Annotated in this window: 11 protein-coding genes and 1 pseudogene; 9 read left to right on the top strand and 3 right to left on the bottom strand. The window is 34.0% G+C overall.

The annotated features are described in order from the left end of the window. Positions 1-12: 12 nt before the first annotated feature. Complete coding sequence (locus tag C1H87_RS02210) at positions 13-2,550, bottom strand: M14 family zinc carboxypeptidase (protein ID WP_102754252.1); 2,538 nt, start codon at positions 2,548-2,550, stop codon at positions 13-15. A gap of 326 nt (positions 2,551-2,876) precedes the next feature. Between C1H87_RS02210 and C1H87_RS23640 the strand changes: the two genes are divergently transcribed. Then, positions 2,877-3,011, top strand: coding sequence for a hypothetical protein (locus C1H87_RS23640; RefSeq protein WP_262497900.1), 135 nt, complete (start codon positions 2,877-2,879; stop codon positions 3,009-3,011). A 259-nt stretch (positions 3,012-3,270) separates the two neighbouring features. Here the strand turns inward: C1H87_RS23640 and C1H87_RS23705 are convergent, their stop codons facing one another. Beyond that, positions 3,271-3,480, bottom strand: a complete 210-nt coding sequence (locus C1H87_RS23705) for a helix-turn-helix domain-containing protein (protein WP_158655101.1) — start codon at positions 3,478-3,480, stop codon at positions 3,271-3,273. Between the two features lie 215 nt (positions 3,481-3,695). On the opposite strand from C1H87_RS23705, the pseudogene C1H87_RS02205 reads away from it, so the two are divergent. Then, a pseudogene (locus tag C1H87_RS02205) lies at positions 3,696-4,391 on the top strand (ATP-binding protein); the annotation flags it as partial. Between the two features lie 83 nt (positions 4,392-4,474). Here C1H87_RS02205 and C1H87_RS02200 read toward each other — a convergent pair. Beyond that, on the bottom strand, positions 4,475-6,421 hold the full coding sequence (locus tag C1H87_RS02200) for a hypothetical protein (RefSeq protein WP_102754251.1): 1,947 nt from the start codon (positions 6,419-6,421) through the stop codon (positions 4,475-4,477). 707 nt (positions 6,422-7,128) lie between these two features. Between C1H87_RS02200 and C1H87_RS02195 the strand changes: the two genes are divergently transcribed. From C1H87_RS02195 to C1H87_RS02160, 7 genes are all read left to right on the top strand, one after another. Beyond that, the gene (locus C1H87_RS02195) at positions 7,129-9,939 is read left to right on the top strand and encodes a TonB-dependent receptor plug domain-containing protein (RefSeq protein WP_102754250.1); all 2,811 of its coding nucleotides are present in this window, start codon (positions 7,129-7,131) and stop codon (positions 9,937-9,939) included. A gap of 10 nt (positions 9,940-9,949) precedes the next feature. Next, positions 9,950-11,371 (top strand): hypothetical protein, encoded by a 1,422-nt coding sequence (locus C1H87_RS02190; protein WP_102754249.1) that lies wholly within the window; start codon positions 9,950-9,952, stop codon positions 11,369-11,371. A 796-nt stretch (positions 11,372-12,167) separates the two neighbouring features. Then, positions 12,168-13,709 carry a sulfatase-like hydrolase/transferase gene (locus C1H87_RS02180; RefSeq protein ID WP_102754247.1) on the top strand — a complete coding sequence of 514 codons (1,542 nt, stop codon included), beginning with the start codon at positions 12,168-12,170 and terminating at the stop codon, positions 13,707-13,709. Between the two features lie 351 nt (positions 13,710-14,060). Next, complete coding sequence (locus C1H87_RS02175; RefSeq protein WP_102754246.1) at positions 14,061-14,933, top strand: hypothetical protein; 873 nt, start codon at positions 14,061-14,063, stop codon at positions 14,931-14,933. Continuing rightward, the gene (locus C1H87_RS02170; RefSeq protein ID WP_102754245.1) at positions 14,933-15,268 is read left to right on the top strand and encodes a hypothetical protein; all 336 of its coding nucleotides are present in this window, start codon (positions 14,933-14,935) and stop codon (positions 15,266-15,268) included. The genes C1H87_RS02175 and C1H87_RS02170 overlap by 1 nt, the downstream gene beginning before the upstream one ends. Positions 15,269-15,612: 344 nt before the next feature. Next, on the top strand, positions 15,613-16,746 hold the full coding sequence (locus C1H87_RS02165) for a DUF2891 domain-containing protein (RefSeq protein ID WP_102754244.1): 1,134 nt from the start codon (positions 15,613-15,615) through the stop codon (positions 16,744-16,746). A gap of 97 nt (positions 16,747-16,843) precedes the next feature. Then, a complete protein-coding gene (locus C1H87_RS02160; protein WP_102754243.1) occupies positions 16,844-20,077 on the top strand; it encodes a S41 family peptidase in 3,234 nt (1,077 codons plus the stop codon). Positions 20,078-20,106: the final 29 nt, after the last annotated feature.

The following is a 20,106-nucleotide window of genomic DNA, read 5'->3' as shown; positions in this document are numbered from 1 at the left end:
TACATATAAAAATCACTTAGTTATAATAAACTTTTTGGTAATAGTCTTGTTGCTTGTATTTACTTCTAAAAAATACATCCCATTAGATAAACGCGCTACGTTAATTTTATCTCCCGATAATTGATTTTTCATAATCGTTTGCCCCACATAATTAACAATTCTGAAGGATACATTTTTTTGATTCATGTTTTTTATAAATAACACTCCTTCTTTTATCGGATTTGGATACAATATAAAATCATTTATCAAAGAAGGTTCATTTCCTTTAGAAAGTAAGGTGGTACTAATATTTACACTATAATCCTCTGCTTCTTTTATCGGATTTGGATGCAATATAAAGTCATTTACCAAAGAAGCTTCGTTTCCTTTAGAAAGTAAGGTGGTACTAATATTTACACTATAATCCTCTACTTCTCCGTAGGTAAAAGTTTCACATGGCGCCGACGCTGTACTATATTTCATAGACACACGCATTCTTGTATTACCTAATAAAGCTGTAGCAGGAACATCAAAATTAAAAGATTGATTAGCACTACTATTGGACAAATTTGATACAATCTGCTCTTCAGTATCAAAGGTGCCATTCTGATTATAATCAATCCAAACACTCCAATATTCGCTGTATGCCACATTTGTAAAACCGGCACTTACTACAATTGTATTTGTTCCGGTTCCGATATTCGCTACTAAATTGGTGAAATCTCCATATCCTGCATTTGCAGCTGTCGTATTAGTAATACCACCTAACCCTACATAATCTATATACTCATCACTTACATTAGTTCCTTTAGAAGCACAGTACGTAATCGAGGTATCCGTAGTTGTAAAGTTCATTAAGGGACCATAAGGAGAACTTGCTCCCCCTCCACAATTGCTTCTTACCTGAGCTTCATATTGAGTTGTAGCAATTAACCCAGTTATGTTAATCGTATTTGTATTTGAAGATAAGGTTGTCCAATTCGAACTTCCTATTACGCGATACCTTACATTATATGTGGCTCCAGAATTAACACTCCAGCTTAACGTTGCTGTAGTAGGCTGTACATTTGATGCTGTTAATCCTGTTGGTGCTACTCCACCTATAGGTGTTAATTGAACGTTTTTAATCACCGCAGCATAGTCTGCTACTGTTACTCCTGTTAAAGTAAGGGATTCATAACATTCTGCTTCATACAAAACATTGTAAGTTCCTGCCTTTATAGGTCTGTAATAATCTCCTTCTGGTAATTCTGTTGGTGTCCAGGAATCATAACTCTCACGACCAACAACTGTTACTTTAGCTTGTATCGGTTGGTTGGTTACTGCATCAGTTACTACTCCATGGATACCATAATTTACTTGTTTCAAAAATGCAAGAAGAGCATCTCTATTATAGTTCCAAAAATTCACTAATTGATTGGAAGCAGGCACTTTATTGTTTGACAATTCAACAGTTACTTCCCTCCCTTTCTGATTATATATCTGGTAATCCTGTCTTCCTCCTTGTACTTCATACCAGGCATAACCATTCGTAATTCCGTTATTTAATGCATCAAAATATCCGGAAGGACTATTCGCCTGACAGTGATCTCTATATTCTTTAGAAATATGTAGAAAATAATCCTCATCAGGATGTGCTCCAGCATATGTATCCCATGGGTAATTGATTAATTCTATTCCTCCATGAAAATTAGCAGATAATACAAAATGTTTAGTATCTGCAAAATTCATAAAAGCAATGGTCTCTGTCTGATATGTATTTCCATCAGGATGAGCACCATCATCAGGATCAGGATAATTCCTATTTAAATCTACATTATTAGCATTTCCTCGGGTAGCATTAGCGACAGATGTGTTATTAGGACTATTGCGATACGTACCATCAGGATTTGCCAGTGGATTAATCCAAACCTCACTATTATCCAAAAGATTTTTGATCTCGATATGTTTTGGATGACTTGTATTCTTGTATGCTCCAAGTAAATAGTCAATAAGATTAAGCATCATAGGATACCCTGCTATTTCATCACCGTGCATAGAGGAAGTATACATTACCCGAGGTTCTTGCTCATTTTGGTTTACATTATCTGATAATTTCACAAATAGTAGTGATTTATCTCCTTCGCCTGTAGCTCCAATATTTTCTACTTTACATAAGGACGGATTACTGGTGGCAAAATCATTCATCATTGCTACATAATCAGCATATGTTGGGTATGCCGTAAGTGGAAACGTAGTGGCTTTAATAGGTAAATCAGAAGTCATAGTTCTATACCCTACGATGTTATCTTCTGAAATGACTGTAAAAGCAACGTTTTTTTGTAAAAAAGATGAAAACTGATTTTTATTTGCCATTACTTTAACGCTATTGGTCTTTTCATCAAAGTGAACAATAGCTAATTCCTTTGTAATAGTGCTTAATTCTGCTTTGTTGTTGATTGTGAAGCTAAAAATCACTTCCCCTTTTAGGTTCAGGTATTCATTGGCGAGCTCTTTATTACTTTTTTGTGCAAAAAGAGAAATGCTCATGGTGCAATACACCAACAGCATTAACATAATATTGTTTTTCATTGGTTCCAAGGGTTATTTAAATTGAGTTAATATTTAGGTTTTAATAATATCTATGTGTGTAAAAGAGATACAATTTCAGAATAGTCAACAATCTCTTGATGACATCTTCATAGACTATTTTAGAGCGTATCATATCATGTTTTTTTGATATACTAAAGGAATAGATAATATTTGTCCTCTGTATATCTCTAAGGGATAAAAATTTAACTCTAACGGATTTTTTACTTTAATTCACTTATAGATAGCATTATATATGGTTTCATGGTCTTGAGAAATGTTTGTAGCGGTTCTCTCTGCGCTCTGAATCCCGTTATGTTAAGCATGTTATGTTCCGTGCAAAAATAACAAGTATTCAAAGTTGCGCCAGAGGGCTTCGTCATGATTTTGCCGTTCATGCGGTTACAAAAGTTCTTATTACTATGGTAAAGAAATGGCTTGATGCCACATTGGAAACAACATAAATTTACCTAAATGTTGTGGGCGTTGAAAAAAGAGAAAATTTGCTAAAAATTTTTGATAAATTCCCTAATGACATATAATAGCAACCAAAGCTATTTCTCTGTTAAATTTCTAATAACCTTATCAATATTATTAATGGTAATACTCTCATTATCTTTACAAATAATAACCTGTACTTCTGTATATTCTTCGACGCATTGCAAAGCTGGACTTGCAACAAAAAACTGGACAGTTAGTTGAGAGATTAAAGTAGAAAAATGGTTATATAATATACTCTTCAATTCTTTTAATCATCTTTTGAGAAACTAATATTTTAGATTTTTCAACTCGTTCAATAATTCCATTACTGACACCAATTTGTTCAGACAATTCTGTTATTGTAAGACTATGTTCAATACGGTAAATTAAAACCCTATTTGCAAGTGAATTTATTTTATCATCCCAATAGTTAAACCCTAAAAAACAATTCACTTTTTTCCTATTTTTTGTATGAGGACTTATTTGATTCCATTCCCACTTTTAATAAGAATCTTTTAGTACTTGAAAGTGCTGTGCTGTGTATTCCTGTATCCATTCTAGGGCTAAACGCCGCCTTTTTAACTCCGCTCCGAGTGAATGGTCGGTTTCGTCTAGAAAAGGCAACAAGCTCGGCTTTTCAGCCTTGAGTTGAATGTTACAAATGGCAACACACCATAAGCGATGTAGCACTTGTAGGCGGCGGAGAATTTTCTCAACCGGGAGAGATTTCTTTATCTCATAATGGTGTTTTGTTTTTAGATGAATTACCCGAATTTAAGCGTGGGGTTTTAGAAGTGTTGAGACAACCGTTGGAAGATAGGGAAGTGACTATTTCTCGTGCGAAGTTTACGGTGACTTATCCATCGTCGTTTATGTTGGTAGCGAGTATGAATCCGAGCCCGGGTGGTTACTTTAATGACCCCAATGCGCCGGTTACTTTAAGTCCTGCGGAAATGCAACGGTATTTGAGTAAGACTTCTGGTTCATTATTGGATCGAATTGATATTCATATTGAAGTAACACCTGTACCCTTTGATAAATTATCTGATGATAGAAAAGGTGAATCCTCTGTAGATATTAGAAAGCGGTTACAGAAGCTAGAGAGATTCAAACCCATCGTTTCTCTGACTCTGGTGTTGTACATTATAATACGTAGATGAATACGAAGCAGATTCGGAAGTATTGTTTGTTGACTGTCAAAAACTACTATGGAGCGTTTAAATCTTTCTGCTCGGGCCTATGATCGTATTTTGAAAGTTTCTAGGACGATTGCAGATTTAGAAGGTGTAGAAGAAGTTAATGGTTCTCATATTAGTGAGGCTATTCAATATAGGAGTTTGGATCGTGAGGGGTGGTTGGGGTGATGAATTCCTGCGTAGGCAGGAATCTCTTAATAAATAAGTTAATATATTTCTACGAAGTCACAGACTTCGCAGAGCGGGGATATTTACTCAGGCTTACTCTTGTTTCCACTGGTTTTTTTACTAGTGGAAGCGTAGGAATCTCTTGATATTTGTTTTTCGTGAATTTTTGTTCCAGTAATAATAACCCTGTCTTCACGCCACTTATAAAGATTAAGATACTCTAGATGGTCTCTACTTAGTGCATCTTTATATACTTCTTGATCACTAATGTTGCGATCGAACTTTTTGTAATCTTCTGCAAGAATAATATGTCTATAAATATTATTATTAAGCTTTTTCATTTCTTCCTCTATCACGTCTTCACTTTTCTCATTATTTATAAGTCTGTAACCAAATTTTTCACGTGTATCTTCTTGAAAAAACTCAGCCCCTGAAAGCATAAGAATTCTATTTTCTTCTTTATCATATCTTTTACTGAGCCAATCGAAATTACCTGCCTTGACCATAACTTGACCTCCTAAATCTTTTAGAAGGTTCGGGTTCATTTTGAAATTGTATCTTACATATCTCGTTTTTTCAAAGTTGTTTTTTACATCTTCATCATCAACTAAAAGAAAAATCCTGAAGTCTATTTTTTCTAAAACTTTTTCTTTTTTAAAATCTCTTAAAACAGAAATAATCGTAGAGTTTACAACAGTACTAAAACCTTGAGTTAAAAACACTATTTTCCCTCTGTGATTAGGAGTTTCGCTATCAAGAAACTCTCGTTTTATATACTTTTTAAAATTAATGCATAAGTTTCTCCTTTGAAGAGAAATATACTCATCAACGATCGACATTATATTCCCCAATTCCTTTGATATTTCTGCGTTTTCATCTGTCGCTTTTAATTTGGTTGAATTTAATGAATATATTTTTTTTAATGAGGCTTCTACTTTTGTGTTGTTAGTAGCTGTATTTAAATCTTCTAATCGAGCCAAATTCATCAACGAAATATGGGTGTCAAATCCTGGGTACATTCTCCTTTTATGAAAGAGAAATTTTATTTTATCAAATTTATCATTATCATTTCCATTAGAATTTAGGATTGTATTAAATCCTAACGCATAAGTTCTTAATGCACTAGAGGCTCCATTAGTATCAGACATACCAATGATAAAATTATGTAAATCAGAGTGTTTAATAATACTTTCTTGGAAACCTTTTAACATCAGAATAATATCAAAGAAATCTTTAACTTTTGAAGCTCGTTTTTCTTGTATATTACAATTGTTAGATGCAGTATCTTTTCTTGTAAGACATATTTCTTCTAAAGCATTGGAAACTCTTCTGAATTCTGAAGTAAAAATATGTGGATTAAATTGAAAAAAATAGTCGCTTAATCTAACAATAGGAATATTAAGAGAGTTAGAGAGTCTCTCTAAAGCATATCTAATTATTTCTTGATTTTCTAATCTTTTATCAACAGATTTGTTAAAAGCCCTAACGTATATTATAGTTGAAGCTTTCCATTTAGAAACATTAACGACCCCTTTTGCATTTATAAGGGCATCTAATTTAGAATATAAGTTTCTATGCGATTTTACAAAAGCACATTCTTTCCATATTAAATACGAAGTGTACATTAACGCATCTTTTGCTTCACGACCATCTATACTAAACTGGGAATATTGTTCAGGGGTTTGTTTTTTGAAAAAGTATCTGCCACCAATAACGGCTATTATGAAAAGTATTATTAATGTTATCCAATTGAATTGATTTACTTCTAGCATGAAATCATACGGTAAATGTACAATATTACCTTCATTTTTGGATACATAAACCGACAACCATATTGTAATTACACCTATAAATAAACTTGGTAATACTGAAGTGTTTGTAATGAGTCTAGAAAATTGTAAAGTACGATTTGAAAAATACCATCCATATGGTTTTATTTTTAGAACACCCATTTTAAATTTTTCTAAAAAAAATATTAGACCTATATATAGTAATAACAATTGACTAAGTATATTATAAATTCTATTCATTTATTTGGTGTTTTAATACTGCGAAAATAATCATATAACTATAAAAAAGTGTAAAAATATAATAAAAATATAATAAAAATGGTTTTTTTGTAAGAATTGTGTAATTTTTTTACGTAAAAATGATCTCATTTTTGAAAACAACTTATCAGAAATAGTAAAAAATGAAATAACTCTCCTAGTTACTGTTTTCGATTATTTATTTTCTTGATTAATAGTTGTTTTGTCAAGAATTTCGTTCTTTATACTCAGGCATTTTTTATGTTTGAAACAGCTTATGTCAATTAATTAACACAACAAAAAATAAATAAGGGTGGTATATAAATTAAAAAAAATAATACTTTAGTTTATATATGTCAAAAAAAGTTTTTTAATAGAGTTAGAGTTTCCTTTGCTGATGCGAGTATCTTGCTCGTGAAGGTATGATCGAGAGATAGTTATATTTTAATATTTTAAAGCAAATCTTTAACGGCACGAGCAAGATGCCCGCGCTAACTTGGGGATTTCTTGCCTCAACTAGTTTTTAAATTAAAAGACTCTCATTTCAATACTTCAACACATCAGAAAACACTATGTATTTTAATAAATTCTTCCGATACAAGACTTTATCCTTTTAATACAAATCTAAATCCTTTTAATACAACCTGTTATCCTTTTAAAGTAAGTTTTGTCCCCGAACTTATTAGTGACTAATTCAAAATAATTATAAAATGAAAAAAAAGTTTAGCAGTGTTCTAACGCTATTACTAGCGTTGGCAGTACAACTTGCATTTGCGCAAGACAAGACAATTTCAGGTACGGTTATAGACGATTCTGGCTTACCGTTACCTGGAACTACTATTCTGGTGAAAGGTACCAGTTCTGGTACAGCAGCAGATTTTGACGGTAAATATTCAATTAAAGCTAATGAAGGAGCCACCCTTGTTTTTAGTTTTGTAGGATATCTAACTAAAGAAGTTACCGTTGGAGTTTCCAATATGGTAAATGTTACCATGAAGGAAGATTCACAAGCGCTAGAAGAGGTTATTGTAACAGGACAAGGTTCTGGTATTCAAAGAAGAAAACTATCAACTACGGTTGATGTGCTTTCCGAAAAAGAGATTGATAGGCTTCCCGCTACACAAATAGATCAACTCTTACAATCTACAACACCAAGTGCTCAAATTCGATTAAGTTCTGGTCAACCCGGAACCGCCTCCATTATTAGAACTCGAGGGCCAATTTCGGCAAATTCATCGTCAACCCCTGTCATTATTGTTGATGGTGTTCGCGTCGATAATCTAAATTCAAATCCAGACCGAGGAATCGGTACGGGCGGCGCGGATGTATCGGCTTTAGCAGATATTCCTACGGAATCTATAGAAAGAATTGAATACATTAAAGGAGGTGCAGCAACAACATTATACGGAGCTGATGCTGCAAATGGGGTTATTCAAATAATCACGAAAAAAGGAAAGACTGGTGTTGCTAGGGTTTTCTTTGAAAGCAGATTAGGTGTTATAAGTGCTACAAAAGATTACCTGAAATACAAGAGAACAAGTGAAGCTATTTTTGAGCCTGGTATTATTCAACAATACAAAATAGGTATTAATGGAGGTTCTGAAAAAATAACATATAATTTTGGTGGAAGCTTATACAAAGATGATTCGTATAATGATTTAAACGAACAAATTAGAAGAAGTTTCTCTTTTGGTTTTGGAGCTCAGATAACGGATAAATTTAAATATCAGGGGTCTTTTTCTTATGTTGGGTTTGACTCTAATTTAGATTTTAATGCTAACACAAGTTTTTCGAGATTTTCGGCATTTGAAGGTGGGGGTAGAGGAAATTTAGATGAACTGTCTGAAGCAGAATGGATTGAAGAAAGAGACCGTGCCAGAAAAATTGGTAGCTTGGTTGATGTCTCAAGTGTAACAAATCGTATTACAGCTTCAAATAAATTTATCTACGATTTTAATGAATCCTTCCAAGCCAATGCTACCGTGGGTATCGATACCAGATCTACGGTTCAAGAAGAGAACGACACAAACGCTTTATTAATAGCAATAGATTCAGAGCCCGAAGGAACTACCGATCAAGCTAGTTTTATTAGAGTTTTAAGGAATTCTTTTATAGTAACAGCAGATTTAAACTTTACACACAGAGCAGAAATAAACGATTTTTCTTTTGTAACAATCCTTGGAGGTCAATTTTTTAGAACTACAGATAGACAAACTAGAGTTGTTGGCTCTGGAGGTGTAGATGGAACAAAATCTATAAACACATTCCCAACCATTACAGCTAGCGACTTTATTTTAGAAAATGCAAATTATGGATTGTATTTTCTTGAAAATGTGGGGGTTTATAATGTTGCTTTCTTAGAGTTTGGTGGACGTTTGGATAAAAACACATCGGCTGGAGATAACACTTCGGCACTATTTTTACCAAAAATGGGTGTTACTTATAACATTTCAGATCATGATTTTTATAAGAGAAGTAACCTCCACAATATAGTCTCCAATATTAAACTTCGAGCTAACTATGGGGAAGCAACAAACTTTGCAGAACCTTTTTCACAGGATAAGACTTTTGGGTTAGAATCCTTTTTAGGAGCTCCAGCTTTTCGATTTGATCAGCCAGGGAATAAAGACTTAATTTCAGAAACCGTAAAAACTACAGAATTTGGTTTCGAATTAGGGTTTTTAAATAATAGATTTAATATTAGTGCCACACGTTACAAAGCTATTACAGAAGATGCTTTATTTACACCAACACAACCACCTTCTTCTGGACTTTTAAACCAAGTACAAAATATAGGGGAAATCGAAAATACAGGTTGGGAATTTGCTTTAAAAACAAATATTTTACAAACAGAAAACCATAACTTAAACATCTCTGCTTCTTATAACACCAATGATAACTTAGTAAAGAGTACAGGTGGAGCAGCTCCATTTATTGTAGGAGGGTTTAATGTTGTTGGTTCATGGGTTGAAGAAGGTAAGAGTTTAGGGTATTTAAGAGGTACTGTGGCTGCTCCTAATGGAGATGGTACTTATACTTTTACACCAAACTCAGTACTTGGAAAAACCTTTGCCCCTAATTTTGGTTCTTTCGGATTGAATTATACATGGAAAGATTTTAACTTCTTTACCACTGGCGACTACCAATTTGGAGGTAAAAGTATTGAATTAAGTTTTTTACTAAGGCATAGAAGAAAAGTCGATAACACAGGTATTCCTGAGGATTTAGTGGGTACAACCTCACCTTTCGATTACGTAAATTACTTTACATTCGACAGCGATTTTGTTAAAATAAGAAACATAGGTGTTTCTTATAATTTTGGCGATAAATTAAAAATATTTACCAATGTTAGTTTTGGTATTACTGTAACAAATCCATTTAACTGGGTCGCAGGATCGTTTGACCCTGAAACTACAGGCTCTGGTATTGGAAACCAAAATGGATTTAGTAGTGGAGGGTTTGCCTTTGGAACAGAGTCTCCTCCAAGAACTTTTATAAGTTCTCTTAAATTTCAATTTTAAAAAAAAGGATATGAAAAAAATAATATATTTAACGTTTTCACTAATCTTTATTGCCAGTTGTACTAAAGATTTTAATAGTGTTGTTGATTTTACAGATGTAGAAAACCCCAACTTACCTGAATCGTCGATTGTAGGACAACCAAATTCTTCAACAATATGGGCAACAGGTATAGAACGCGAAATAGCCAGAACCTTTAATGAAATATTAATTTTAGCAGAAGCCGGTTCTGATAATTACAAAAACGACCAAACGTTTTTTACTCAGTTTTTAGATGGTTTGGATATTCGAATAACCGATCCAGATATTCGCGATACACAAAATGAAATTGCACGTGTCGCAAAAATGGCAAAATTTGGATTAGAGCAAGTTGGTCCCAACGACCCAAGTTACACTTCCGAATTAGAAGCTGAATATAATTTTTATTTAGGCATGTCGAGATTATTTGCCGGAATGTACTTTTCTGCTTTACCTCAGGAAACCCTTGGAACTCCAGTTACTTCTGCAGAAAATTATACCAGTGCTATAACATCATTTAATGCTGCGGTAGCAATATCGGCAAAACCAGAGTATTATTTAGCAATAGCACGGGCACATTACTATTTAGGAAACAAGACAGAAGCTGTAACGGCAGCATCGGCAGCACTGGCCATCAGTACGACATTTACGAGATTTGCTAATTTTGATGAAAAAGAAAACCCAGATAATACCTTAGAAGATGCTTTATTTGAAAGAAAGACTTTTGATGATTTTCAGCCATTACCAACTTTAGATTTTTTAGATCCTAAATATTCATTCGTATCTAATGAAGAAGATGCTCCAGTTCACTATTTAAAAGCTGAAGAGGCATACTTAATTTTAGCCGAGGCAAATTTAGCAGACAATAATCTTACCAGGGCACAAACCAATTTAACCGATTTGTTAACCTTGATAGGAACCCGTGAAGTTAGAAGTATAGATGATAGATCAGAAGGAAGAACGCATTTTGATGAAGGTTCACGACCAGATAAAGCAACGGTTATCGTAAATGGCAGATCGGGGTTAGTTTTAGACAGACAAGCTGGAAACGTAAATATACCTGCGGTTTCTGGAACATCATTAACCAATGCCGATGTAGCTGCAATGACACTTGGTGACGCCGCATTAGAACTTTTATACAGAACAAGGCAAGAGGTATTTATAGCTGAAGGCCTTAGATTTGTTGATATGGGGGTAAAACTGGTGATTAATGAAAATGAAATTTTACAAAACGCTAATGTTTCAGTAGGTGATTTTGGTACCACTCCGATTATCCCCGCATTTATTAATGCAATAGCTGCCAATTTGGATGCTATTACATATAATGCAGATACGGGAATAGCTACAACTGTAATTGATTTAAATGAAATTTTAGTAGCTAATAAAGCTGCTACAGAAGTTTTGCCTTTTCATTAAATAACTAAGGATAAGCTGTCTTAAAACAATTATAAATAGATAGAAATGGGGGCACTAAAGGTGCCCTCTAATTTTTGAGGCTTTCAACGATTTAAATAGTGCTATTCATCTATCTTTTGATAATTCGAGAAATCAATTACTAATGTTTCTTAAGCACAGTAAGGAAAACTCAAGTTTACAAATTTGTAAACCAACTTTATCTATGCTTATTACACGGATGTAGATTTAATAGGCCTGATTATTAACTTCTTAACAATTTATAGATTTGGTTTTTGTCTAAAAAAACGACTTCAACTATTTTAGATCATTTTTTAAGGTGTGCTAGTAACATATACAGAATGTAGGCTTCACAGGTTTTAGTTTTAGTAATTTGTACTTTATATCTCGTTAGTGTTTCCAATAAAACAATAACACAAAACCACTCAGTTTTCAGGTTGTTAAAAACTTTATTTGTAAATAAAGGATTACATGTTGATTTTTGAATACAAGATTCAAAGCATTCATTATATAACAACGATTCTAAAAATTCCATCATTACCCACTTTGAAGGCATTACTGTATCCAAAGAAGATAGTTATGATATGTCAGCAGATTGGGAACGCATATGGGACACGACTAGGAGAATCATTTGCAAATGTAAAACGGAACCCAAAAGAATCCTTAGTTATATATAAGGAACAACCACATCTACCAACACAGCCGATAGAAATAACATCTTAAACGCCTATGTTACAAAAGGCACCAATTACTAATAATAAAACGACATCATCATTCAAAACTAAAATAGAACAGTAAAATGAACACAATCAAACAAAAACTATCTCAAATAGGTGAAAAGCCAGATATGATTTTAATCATTACAGATGAGCAACGCGCAACCCAGCATTTTCCAACGGGATGGGAAGAAAAAAACCTTCCAACACTTACTTTCCTTAAAAAGAATGGGTTTAGTTTCGATAGAGCTTTCTGTAATACCTGTATGTGTTCACCCAGTAGGGCTACATTATTTACCGGCGTTTATCCTGCTAAACATGGCGTTACGCAAACTTTAACCGAAGGAGGACCTTTATCGCCGTCTGAGGTAACTCTCGATGCATCTATACCAACAATAATGAATACCCTATGGGCAGATGGTTATAATGTACAGTATAGAGGAAAATGGCACTTGAGCAAAGGGGTGTCGGCTAATGGCGCTACGACAAATTACGATCAGCTTAACTCCGAAGATGTAGCACTTTTCTCGGCTATGGGTTGGGAAGCACCAGATGCTGGAGAAGATGTAAACCCATTGAACTTTGGTGGCGGCTATACCAATCATGATGCAAAATATACAGCACAGGCTGTAAAGTTTCTAAAAGAAGTAAGAGAGCAAAGAGCAAAGGGCATACATCAACCTTACTGTCTTGTACTTTCTTTAGTTAATCCGCATGATGTATTGGCTTATCCAAACACAGCAGGAACCTCAGGATACCATTCAGATAGTTGGTCTGGTAGAGATATCGGACTTCCAAAAACAGTTAATGAGGAGTTATTAAGGAACAAAAAACCCATGGCACAAGAGCAGATTTTATTAGCTATGGGTGCAGGGTTAGGTGCTTTACCTACTGATGAAAAGAAACTGGATTATATCAATTTTTATGGTTATTTGTTAAAACATGTCGATAAGGAAATAGGAACTTTTATTAATGAGCTATACGCAGAAGATGCTTCAGGTAAAAGATTAGCAGATTCGGCCATAGTAACCTTTACTTCCGATCATGGGGAAATGGGACTGGCGCATGGCGGTTTGCGACAAAAAACCTATGTGGCTTACGAAGAGGCCATACGAGTGCCTTTGGTAATCTCTAACCCTATATTGTTTAATAATCACAAGGTACAGGGCTCGATGGCCTTAGCTACTTTGGCAGATATATTTCCAACATTTATAGAAATGGCGAATGTTCAAAATCCACCTACTGGTCTTGCAGGTAAAAGCCTGTTGCCAGTGTTGGAAGATGGAACGCCGGTTCAAAAAAGTATTTTGTTTACTTACGATGATACAAAAGCAGGATCTAGTGTTACCTGGTCTACAGTAAAAGCAGCTAATCGTATTCGTTGCATTAGAACAGAAAAATGGAAGTTCGATATTTACTTCGATGCACTAGGCGCTTATTATAATCAATATGAGCTTTACGATCTTGAAAACGATCCGGAGGAAATAACCAATTTAGCTTACGATCCAAATTATAAAGATATCAGGGAGAAGTTGGAAAAGGAACTTCATGAACTGGAAATAAAAAATCTAAGAAATGTGTCTATTAATCAAAATAAAGAAGCCCCTGTACTAACAAACCACTGACATTTTAGCCTATTCTCTCTATCGTTTATAGGGGGAATAGGTTTGCTGTCCTGAAATAAGATCATATACAACCGGTTTTTTTATGAAAAAGAAATAGGAGAATCTTATAATTTTAAAACCTGTAGTGTATGTTTAAATATTAAAAAAATAAGCGAACTTCTTTCTGTAATTTCACCACCCATTTTTGTTTTTAATTGTATTAACTTACGAACAGGCACTTGGAATTAAAAAGTAAATAACAGCAAAAACTTCTGCCCTAGACTTTCCAAAATACTGCATAAAGAATAAATCGTAACGTATGATCTTTAGTGTTCACTTGAAAAATAGCCCAGATAAACCAAAAGGTATTTCATGAAAAAAACAATTCTAATTTTAAGTTTAACGTTTGGGGTATATATAACATCATATTCTCAAAACTTCTTAGGGCATAATGTTATTCAATTAAATGAATTTTCAATAAGTAAAAGGTATAACATTTCTCAGAAGAAATCGATTAAAGTAGGGAGTATAGAAAAGGAATGTCATTTTCTAAATGAGCTTAGAGGCACAAATGGGGAAAAATTAGTTAATACAGAAAATAGTAGTTGTTGCGCATTTAAACTGAAACCTGCAGTACTTAATAAAGGGCTTCTAGATATTTATAATATAAGGCATGAGGTGAGGCAGCCCATTTCATATCATTTTAACAAGTGTGACTTTGAAGATATAAATACTAAAACAGGAATTACTTCAGCAGCCTATAAGAGCGAATCAATAAAGAAGATAGTAGATTGTGATACCGAAAATATATTTTCTGTAGATGACTTCTTATTGAAAATGGCCGTAGGTAAACTAAAAAATCCCGATATAAATCCAGAGTACAAAGGAGGGATTGAAGAGCTTAAAAAATACTTTTCGGTAAACGCGCTTACAGATGAAATAGCGCGAAACTATATTTTCCGAACCTCAATAGGTTTTAAGGTTAATTGTAAAGGTGAAGCAGGAGATTTTCAAATAGTAACAAAAGGTAAAGGCGATTTAAGAGAACTGGCAAATCAAATTTTAGAAATTGTAAGTAATATGCCTCTGGGGTGGATTCCGGCTGAATCTGATGGGCAAAAGGTTGATTGTTATCAAATTCTTTCCTTTACGGCAACTTATGGGAGTTTAGAAAATGTATCATACAGACAATCCAAAAAAGGTGAAGCCGTAGTGCAAATCAAAAACTTACTAAAAGAAGATTAATGGAAGAAATTAAGACCAAATGGACCAAAGAAGAACTCGAAATTTACATATTAATCTATTGTGCCAATGCCAATTTTTCAGAAACGAAAATGGAAATAGATTTTATTAAGTCGAAAATCCAAACAAGTAATTTTGAGAAGATCCATAGTGAGTTTAAAAACGATAACGATTATCAAAGTATTCAAAAAATACAGTCGTCAATTAAAGACCATGGATATACCAATGACGACAAAGACACTTTGTTTAAAGAAATAAAAGCACTCTTTTTAAGCGATAACAAGTACGATATTTTGGAGCAAAACCTATATCGAGGGTTGGGGCATATTCTTAAATGATTATGAACTAATATCAAATTATTGATTTTACCCTGATTCAAAAAAGGTCATAAATTAGAGTTTAGAATAGAAACTGCTTTAAATAAAGGTAGTATATATGAGAAGGGGCTTTCTACTAAATACAAATCCTGCAAGGCAGTTTCTATTCTAAGCTTTATTTTTTTGTATAATTAATCTTACTCGAATTCATTTTGTTATTAAATATAAAAGCTTAATAAAGAAGAATTCTTCAAAAATTATTAGTTTTAAGAGGTTATACCTTAAACTTCTTAAAAATAATCTGTTAAACTAAAAAATGTGTTGTTTGTCGATGTATTTAAGAGTTCAATTCTTAAATTTATGGCATGCAAAAATACATACTACTACCCGTAATAGCTTTAGTATTTAGTTGTAATACTTCAGAAAAGGAGAAGCAAAATGAAGAATCAGTTTTTACCATTGCTTCAGCATCTAATGACGAGTTTAATTATAACATTCCAAAACTTGATTTAAAAAGTGCCAATACGCTAGCAGAACTACCGTTGCATTGTATAAATATAGAGTATCCAAATAAATTATCGCAAACCTTGGGAGGTGACGAAGATTTAAAATCGCCCAATGTACTACATCCGGCTTTCTATGGTTGTTTCGATTGGCATTCTGCTGTACATGGACACTGGAGTTTGATAAGTTTAATAAAATCGTTTCCAGAAATGGAAAAAGCAGAGGAGATAAAGCAGCGATTACTTCAAAACATATCAAAAGAAAATATAGAAGCAGAAGTAGCCTATTTTATGGGAAAGCATAATAAATCGTACGAACGTACTTATGGCTGGGCATGGTTGTTAAAATTGGCAGAGGAGATACATACGTGGGATGGTCCAACTGGAAGAGAACTAGAGGCTAACCTAGAACCTTTAACCAGCTTAATTATTGAACGATATATAGAATTTCTTCCTAGGTTAAATTATCCAATTCGTGTTGGCGAACATCCAAATACTGCTTTCGGGTTAAGTTTTGCATGGGATTATGCCAATACAGTAAACCATGTTGAATTAAAAAAATTAATAGAACAGCGAGCCAAAGACTTTTATTTAAAAGATACTGATTGCCCGATAACTTGGGAACCTAGTGGTTACGATTTTTTATCGCCGTGTTTAGAGGAAGCTGCTTTGATGAAGCGGGTGTTAAGCACAGCAGAATTTAAAGTATGGGTAAATCTGTTTTTCCCGCAGTTAAGAAAAAAGAACTTCGAATTAGAAACAGGAAAGGTGTCTGATAGAAATGACGGGAAGTTGGTACATTTAGATGGTGTTAATTTTTCGCGAGCCTGGAGTTTAAATAAGATAGCAGAAGGGTTGCCAAAATATGAACATCTCAAATATATAGCAAATAGGCACATAAATTATTCATTGTCAAGTATCATTGACGATGGTTATGAAGGGGGACACTGGTTGGGTAGTTTTGCTATTTACGCTTTGAATTCTGTTAAAGAATAATCAAGGTATATTTATAATTGTTAAAGAATACCTAATTATATGTCTTTAAATTATAAATCTGTTAGTTTTGGTGTGTATTTAACCAATCTAACTAAAAATGAGATTATTTTTAAGATCAGCATTAATACTTAGTATTCTTTTTGTTAACACAGCCATTTCTCAAAACCCCTTAATCAATGCTCCGGCAATAAGTCCTAACGGACAATCACTAGCCTTTAATTATCAGGGAGACATCTGGACTTCGGATGTAAACGGACAAAACGTAAGGCGCTTAACCATCCATGAAGCTTACGATACCAATCCGGTTTGGAGTTTCGACGGTAAATCTATAGCATTTAAAAGTAACAGGTATGGAAATAACGATATATACGTTATAGCATCTACCGGAGGTGTTCCGAAGCGAATAACTTACCATTCTACAAATGATGATATTACAGATTATACTAAAAATGGTGATATTCTTTTTTCAACACGAAGAAATTTTGCGCAGGTAGAACGGGAAAACGAAATACATATTGTTAGCGATAAAGGAGGGACGCCTTACAGGTATATGAATGCAGTTGGTCGTCAAGCAACAGTATCGCCAAATGGTAAGTTTATAGCTTTTGTAAAAGGGAGCTGTAGAATACAGCGAGAAGCTTACAAAGGCTCAGCAAATAATGATATTTGGTTATATAATATAGAAAAAGACACCTATACACAATTGACTACATTTGAAGGTCAGGATTTTTTTCCACAATGGAGTAACGACACCACTATTTATTTTCAATCTGCCAGAAGCGGAAGATACAATGTACATAAACTAGAGATTAATAGTGCCGGAGAAAAGCAAGGTGAAATAACTTCAATAACATCTTTTAAGGATATGGGGATATTTTCGTTTCATATAAGCAGAAATGGAAAAGACCTTGTAGTGGCTAAAGGAGATAAAGTGATATTGGTAAATGCGACTTCAAAAAAACAACAAGAGGTTAAAATAAACTTAGCTTCAGATTACAGGTTAGACCCCGTTGAGCATAAAACTTACAGTAATGGTATTAGAAGCATAGCATTGTCTCCAAATGGTAATTATACAGCTTTAGTAATTCGAGGAGAAATTTTTATTAGAGAAAACAAAAAGGAAAAATCGAGAACCGTTAATGTTTCCAGGTCGTCTTACAGAGATAGAATGCCAGTTTGGTTAAATGACAGTACGTTGGTTTTCGTATCAGATAGAGACGGACAAAACGATTTATATTTGGTGAAATCTGATGATGATAAAGAGGCCAATTTATTTAAAACATTAAAGCATAAAGTAGTCAGGTTGACCAAAACAAATGCTGAAGAGTCTAATCCCGTACTATCACCTAACGGAAAATCGCTTGCTTTCAATAGAGGTAGAGGGAAGCTCGTAGTGGCTAATATCGACAGTAAAGGAAAACTATCAAACGAGAACATACTATTGGATGGTTGGAGTACAGCCAGAAACGTGTCTTGGTCTCCAGATTCAAAATGGCTAGCATATGGTTTGCAGGATCTAAATTTTAATGCAGAAATATATATTCATAAAGCAGATAATAGTAGAGAACCTGTAAACATTTCTATGCACCCTAAACAAGACGGTGGACCAATTTGGAGCCCTGATGGAAAAAAACTAATGTTTTCATCTAATAGAAACAATGGCGATTACGACGTTTGGTTTACATGGTTGAATAAGAAGGATTGGGAAAAAACAACCCGAGATTGGGAGGAAGACTCCGATGACGAAGATGCCTCAAAGAAAAAAGACAAAAAAGAAACCGATAAAAAGGATAAGGATAAAAAAGAGGTAAAAGATGTGGTTATCGATTTTCAAGATATTCATGAGCGTCAAGTACAGGTGACTTCATTTGTAGGAGGTGAGTTTGGTAGAGCGTTTTCTAAAGACGGAAAAACCATCTATTATACTACGGGGAGGAGCAATCGAGGCAATGCTAAAGTTGATTCCGATTTGTTCAAAATTTCGTGGGAAGGAAAAGACAAAAAAGCTATAACAACAAAAAATAGCAGACCTTCTAGCATAATAGTAAATAAAAAGTATACTAAACTATTTATGACGAAAAGTTTTGGAAAACTTACCAGTATAAACCTATCGAACGATAAATCTGAAAACCTTTCAATAACAGCTAAGTTAAGTATCGATTACAATATAGAATCCAATCAAATATTCGAAGAAGCATGGAAAGCCATTAACGATGGTTTCTACGATCCTAAGTTCCATGGACAAAGTTGGGAAGGGCTTAAAAAAATATATAAGCCTTTAGCTATAAAAGCATCTACACGTACCGATTTTCAAAATATGTTTAATTGGATGTTAGGGCAGGTAAATGCAAGCCATATGGGCTTTAGAAGTGGAGAGCAAAGAGAAGATTTACAAAAGGAAAATACGGGATTATTAGGGTTGGAATTGGTTCCAAACAAAGACGGAAGCCTTCAAGTAAGGTCTGTTGTAGGCAATATGCCAGGAGATAGAAGTACAAGTAGAATTCTCTCAGGAGATGCTATAACTGAAGTTAATGGCACAAAACTTACTAAAAACCTGAACATTTATAAGTTGTTAGAAGGTACTTCGAACGAAAAAATTTACTTAAAAGTAAACAGAAAAGGAGCTGTTAAAGAAATAGTTATTAGACCAAAAAGTAGCAACCGAACAGAAAACTATAATGCTTGGGTGAAAGAACGGAAACAATTAACCGATAAGTATTCTAATGGGAAGTTAGGCTACATCCATATACAAGGGATGAACTGGACAAGTTTTGAACGTTTCGAGCGCGAACTTACAGCAGCTGGTTTAGGTAAAGAAGGTGTTGTAATTGATGTGCGTTTTAATGGTGGGGGATGGACAACCGATTATTTAATGGCGGTACTCAATGTAAAACAACATGCCTATACGATACCAAGAGGAGCTGCTAAAGATTTAGAAAAGGAACATAAAAACTTTAAGGAGCATTATCCGTTTAGTGAACGGTTACCATTAGCATCATGGACAAAACCGTCCATAGCCTTGTGTAATCAATCCAGTTATTCCAATGCCGAAATATTTTCACACGCTTACAAGGCGTTAAACATTGGTACCCTAGTTGGTGTGCCTACCTTTGGAGCTGTTATTTCTACAGGAAGTACATCACTTATAGATGGTTCTAGGGTTAGAATGCCTTTTAGAGGATGGTATGTAAAAGAATCTCAATCTAACATGGAATTTGGGCCAGCTGTGCCCGATGTAGTGGTATTTAATAATCCAGATGATAAATCTAAAAAAGTAGACACGCAACTCAAAAAAGCAGTAGCGCTTTTATTAACCCAAATAAAATAATATCTTTAGACACCATCGTTAATTTTTGA

The sequence above is a fragment of the Flavivirga eckloniae genome (genome assembly GCF_002886045.1).
GTDB lineage: Bacteria > Bacteroidota > Bacteroidia > Flavobacteriales > Flavobacteriaceae > Flavivirga > Flavivirga eckloniae.
The sequence above is the reverse complement of the archived record's forward strand: the minus strand, read 5'-3'. Positions and strand labels throughout refer to the sequence as shown.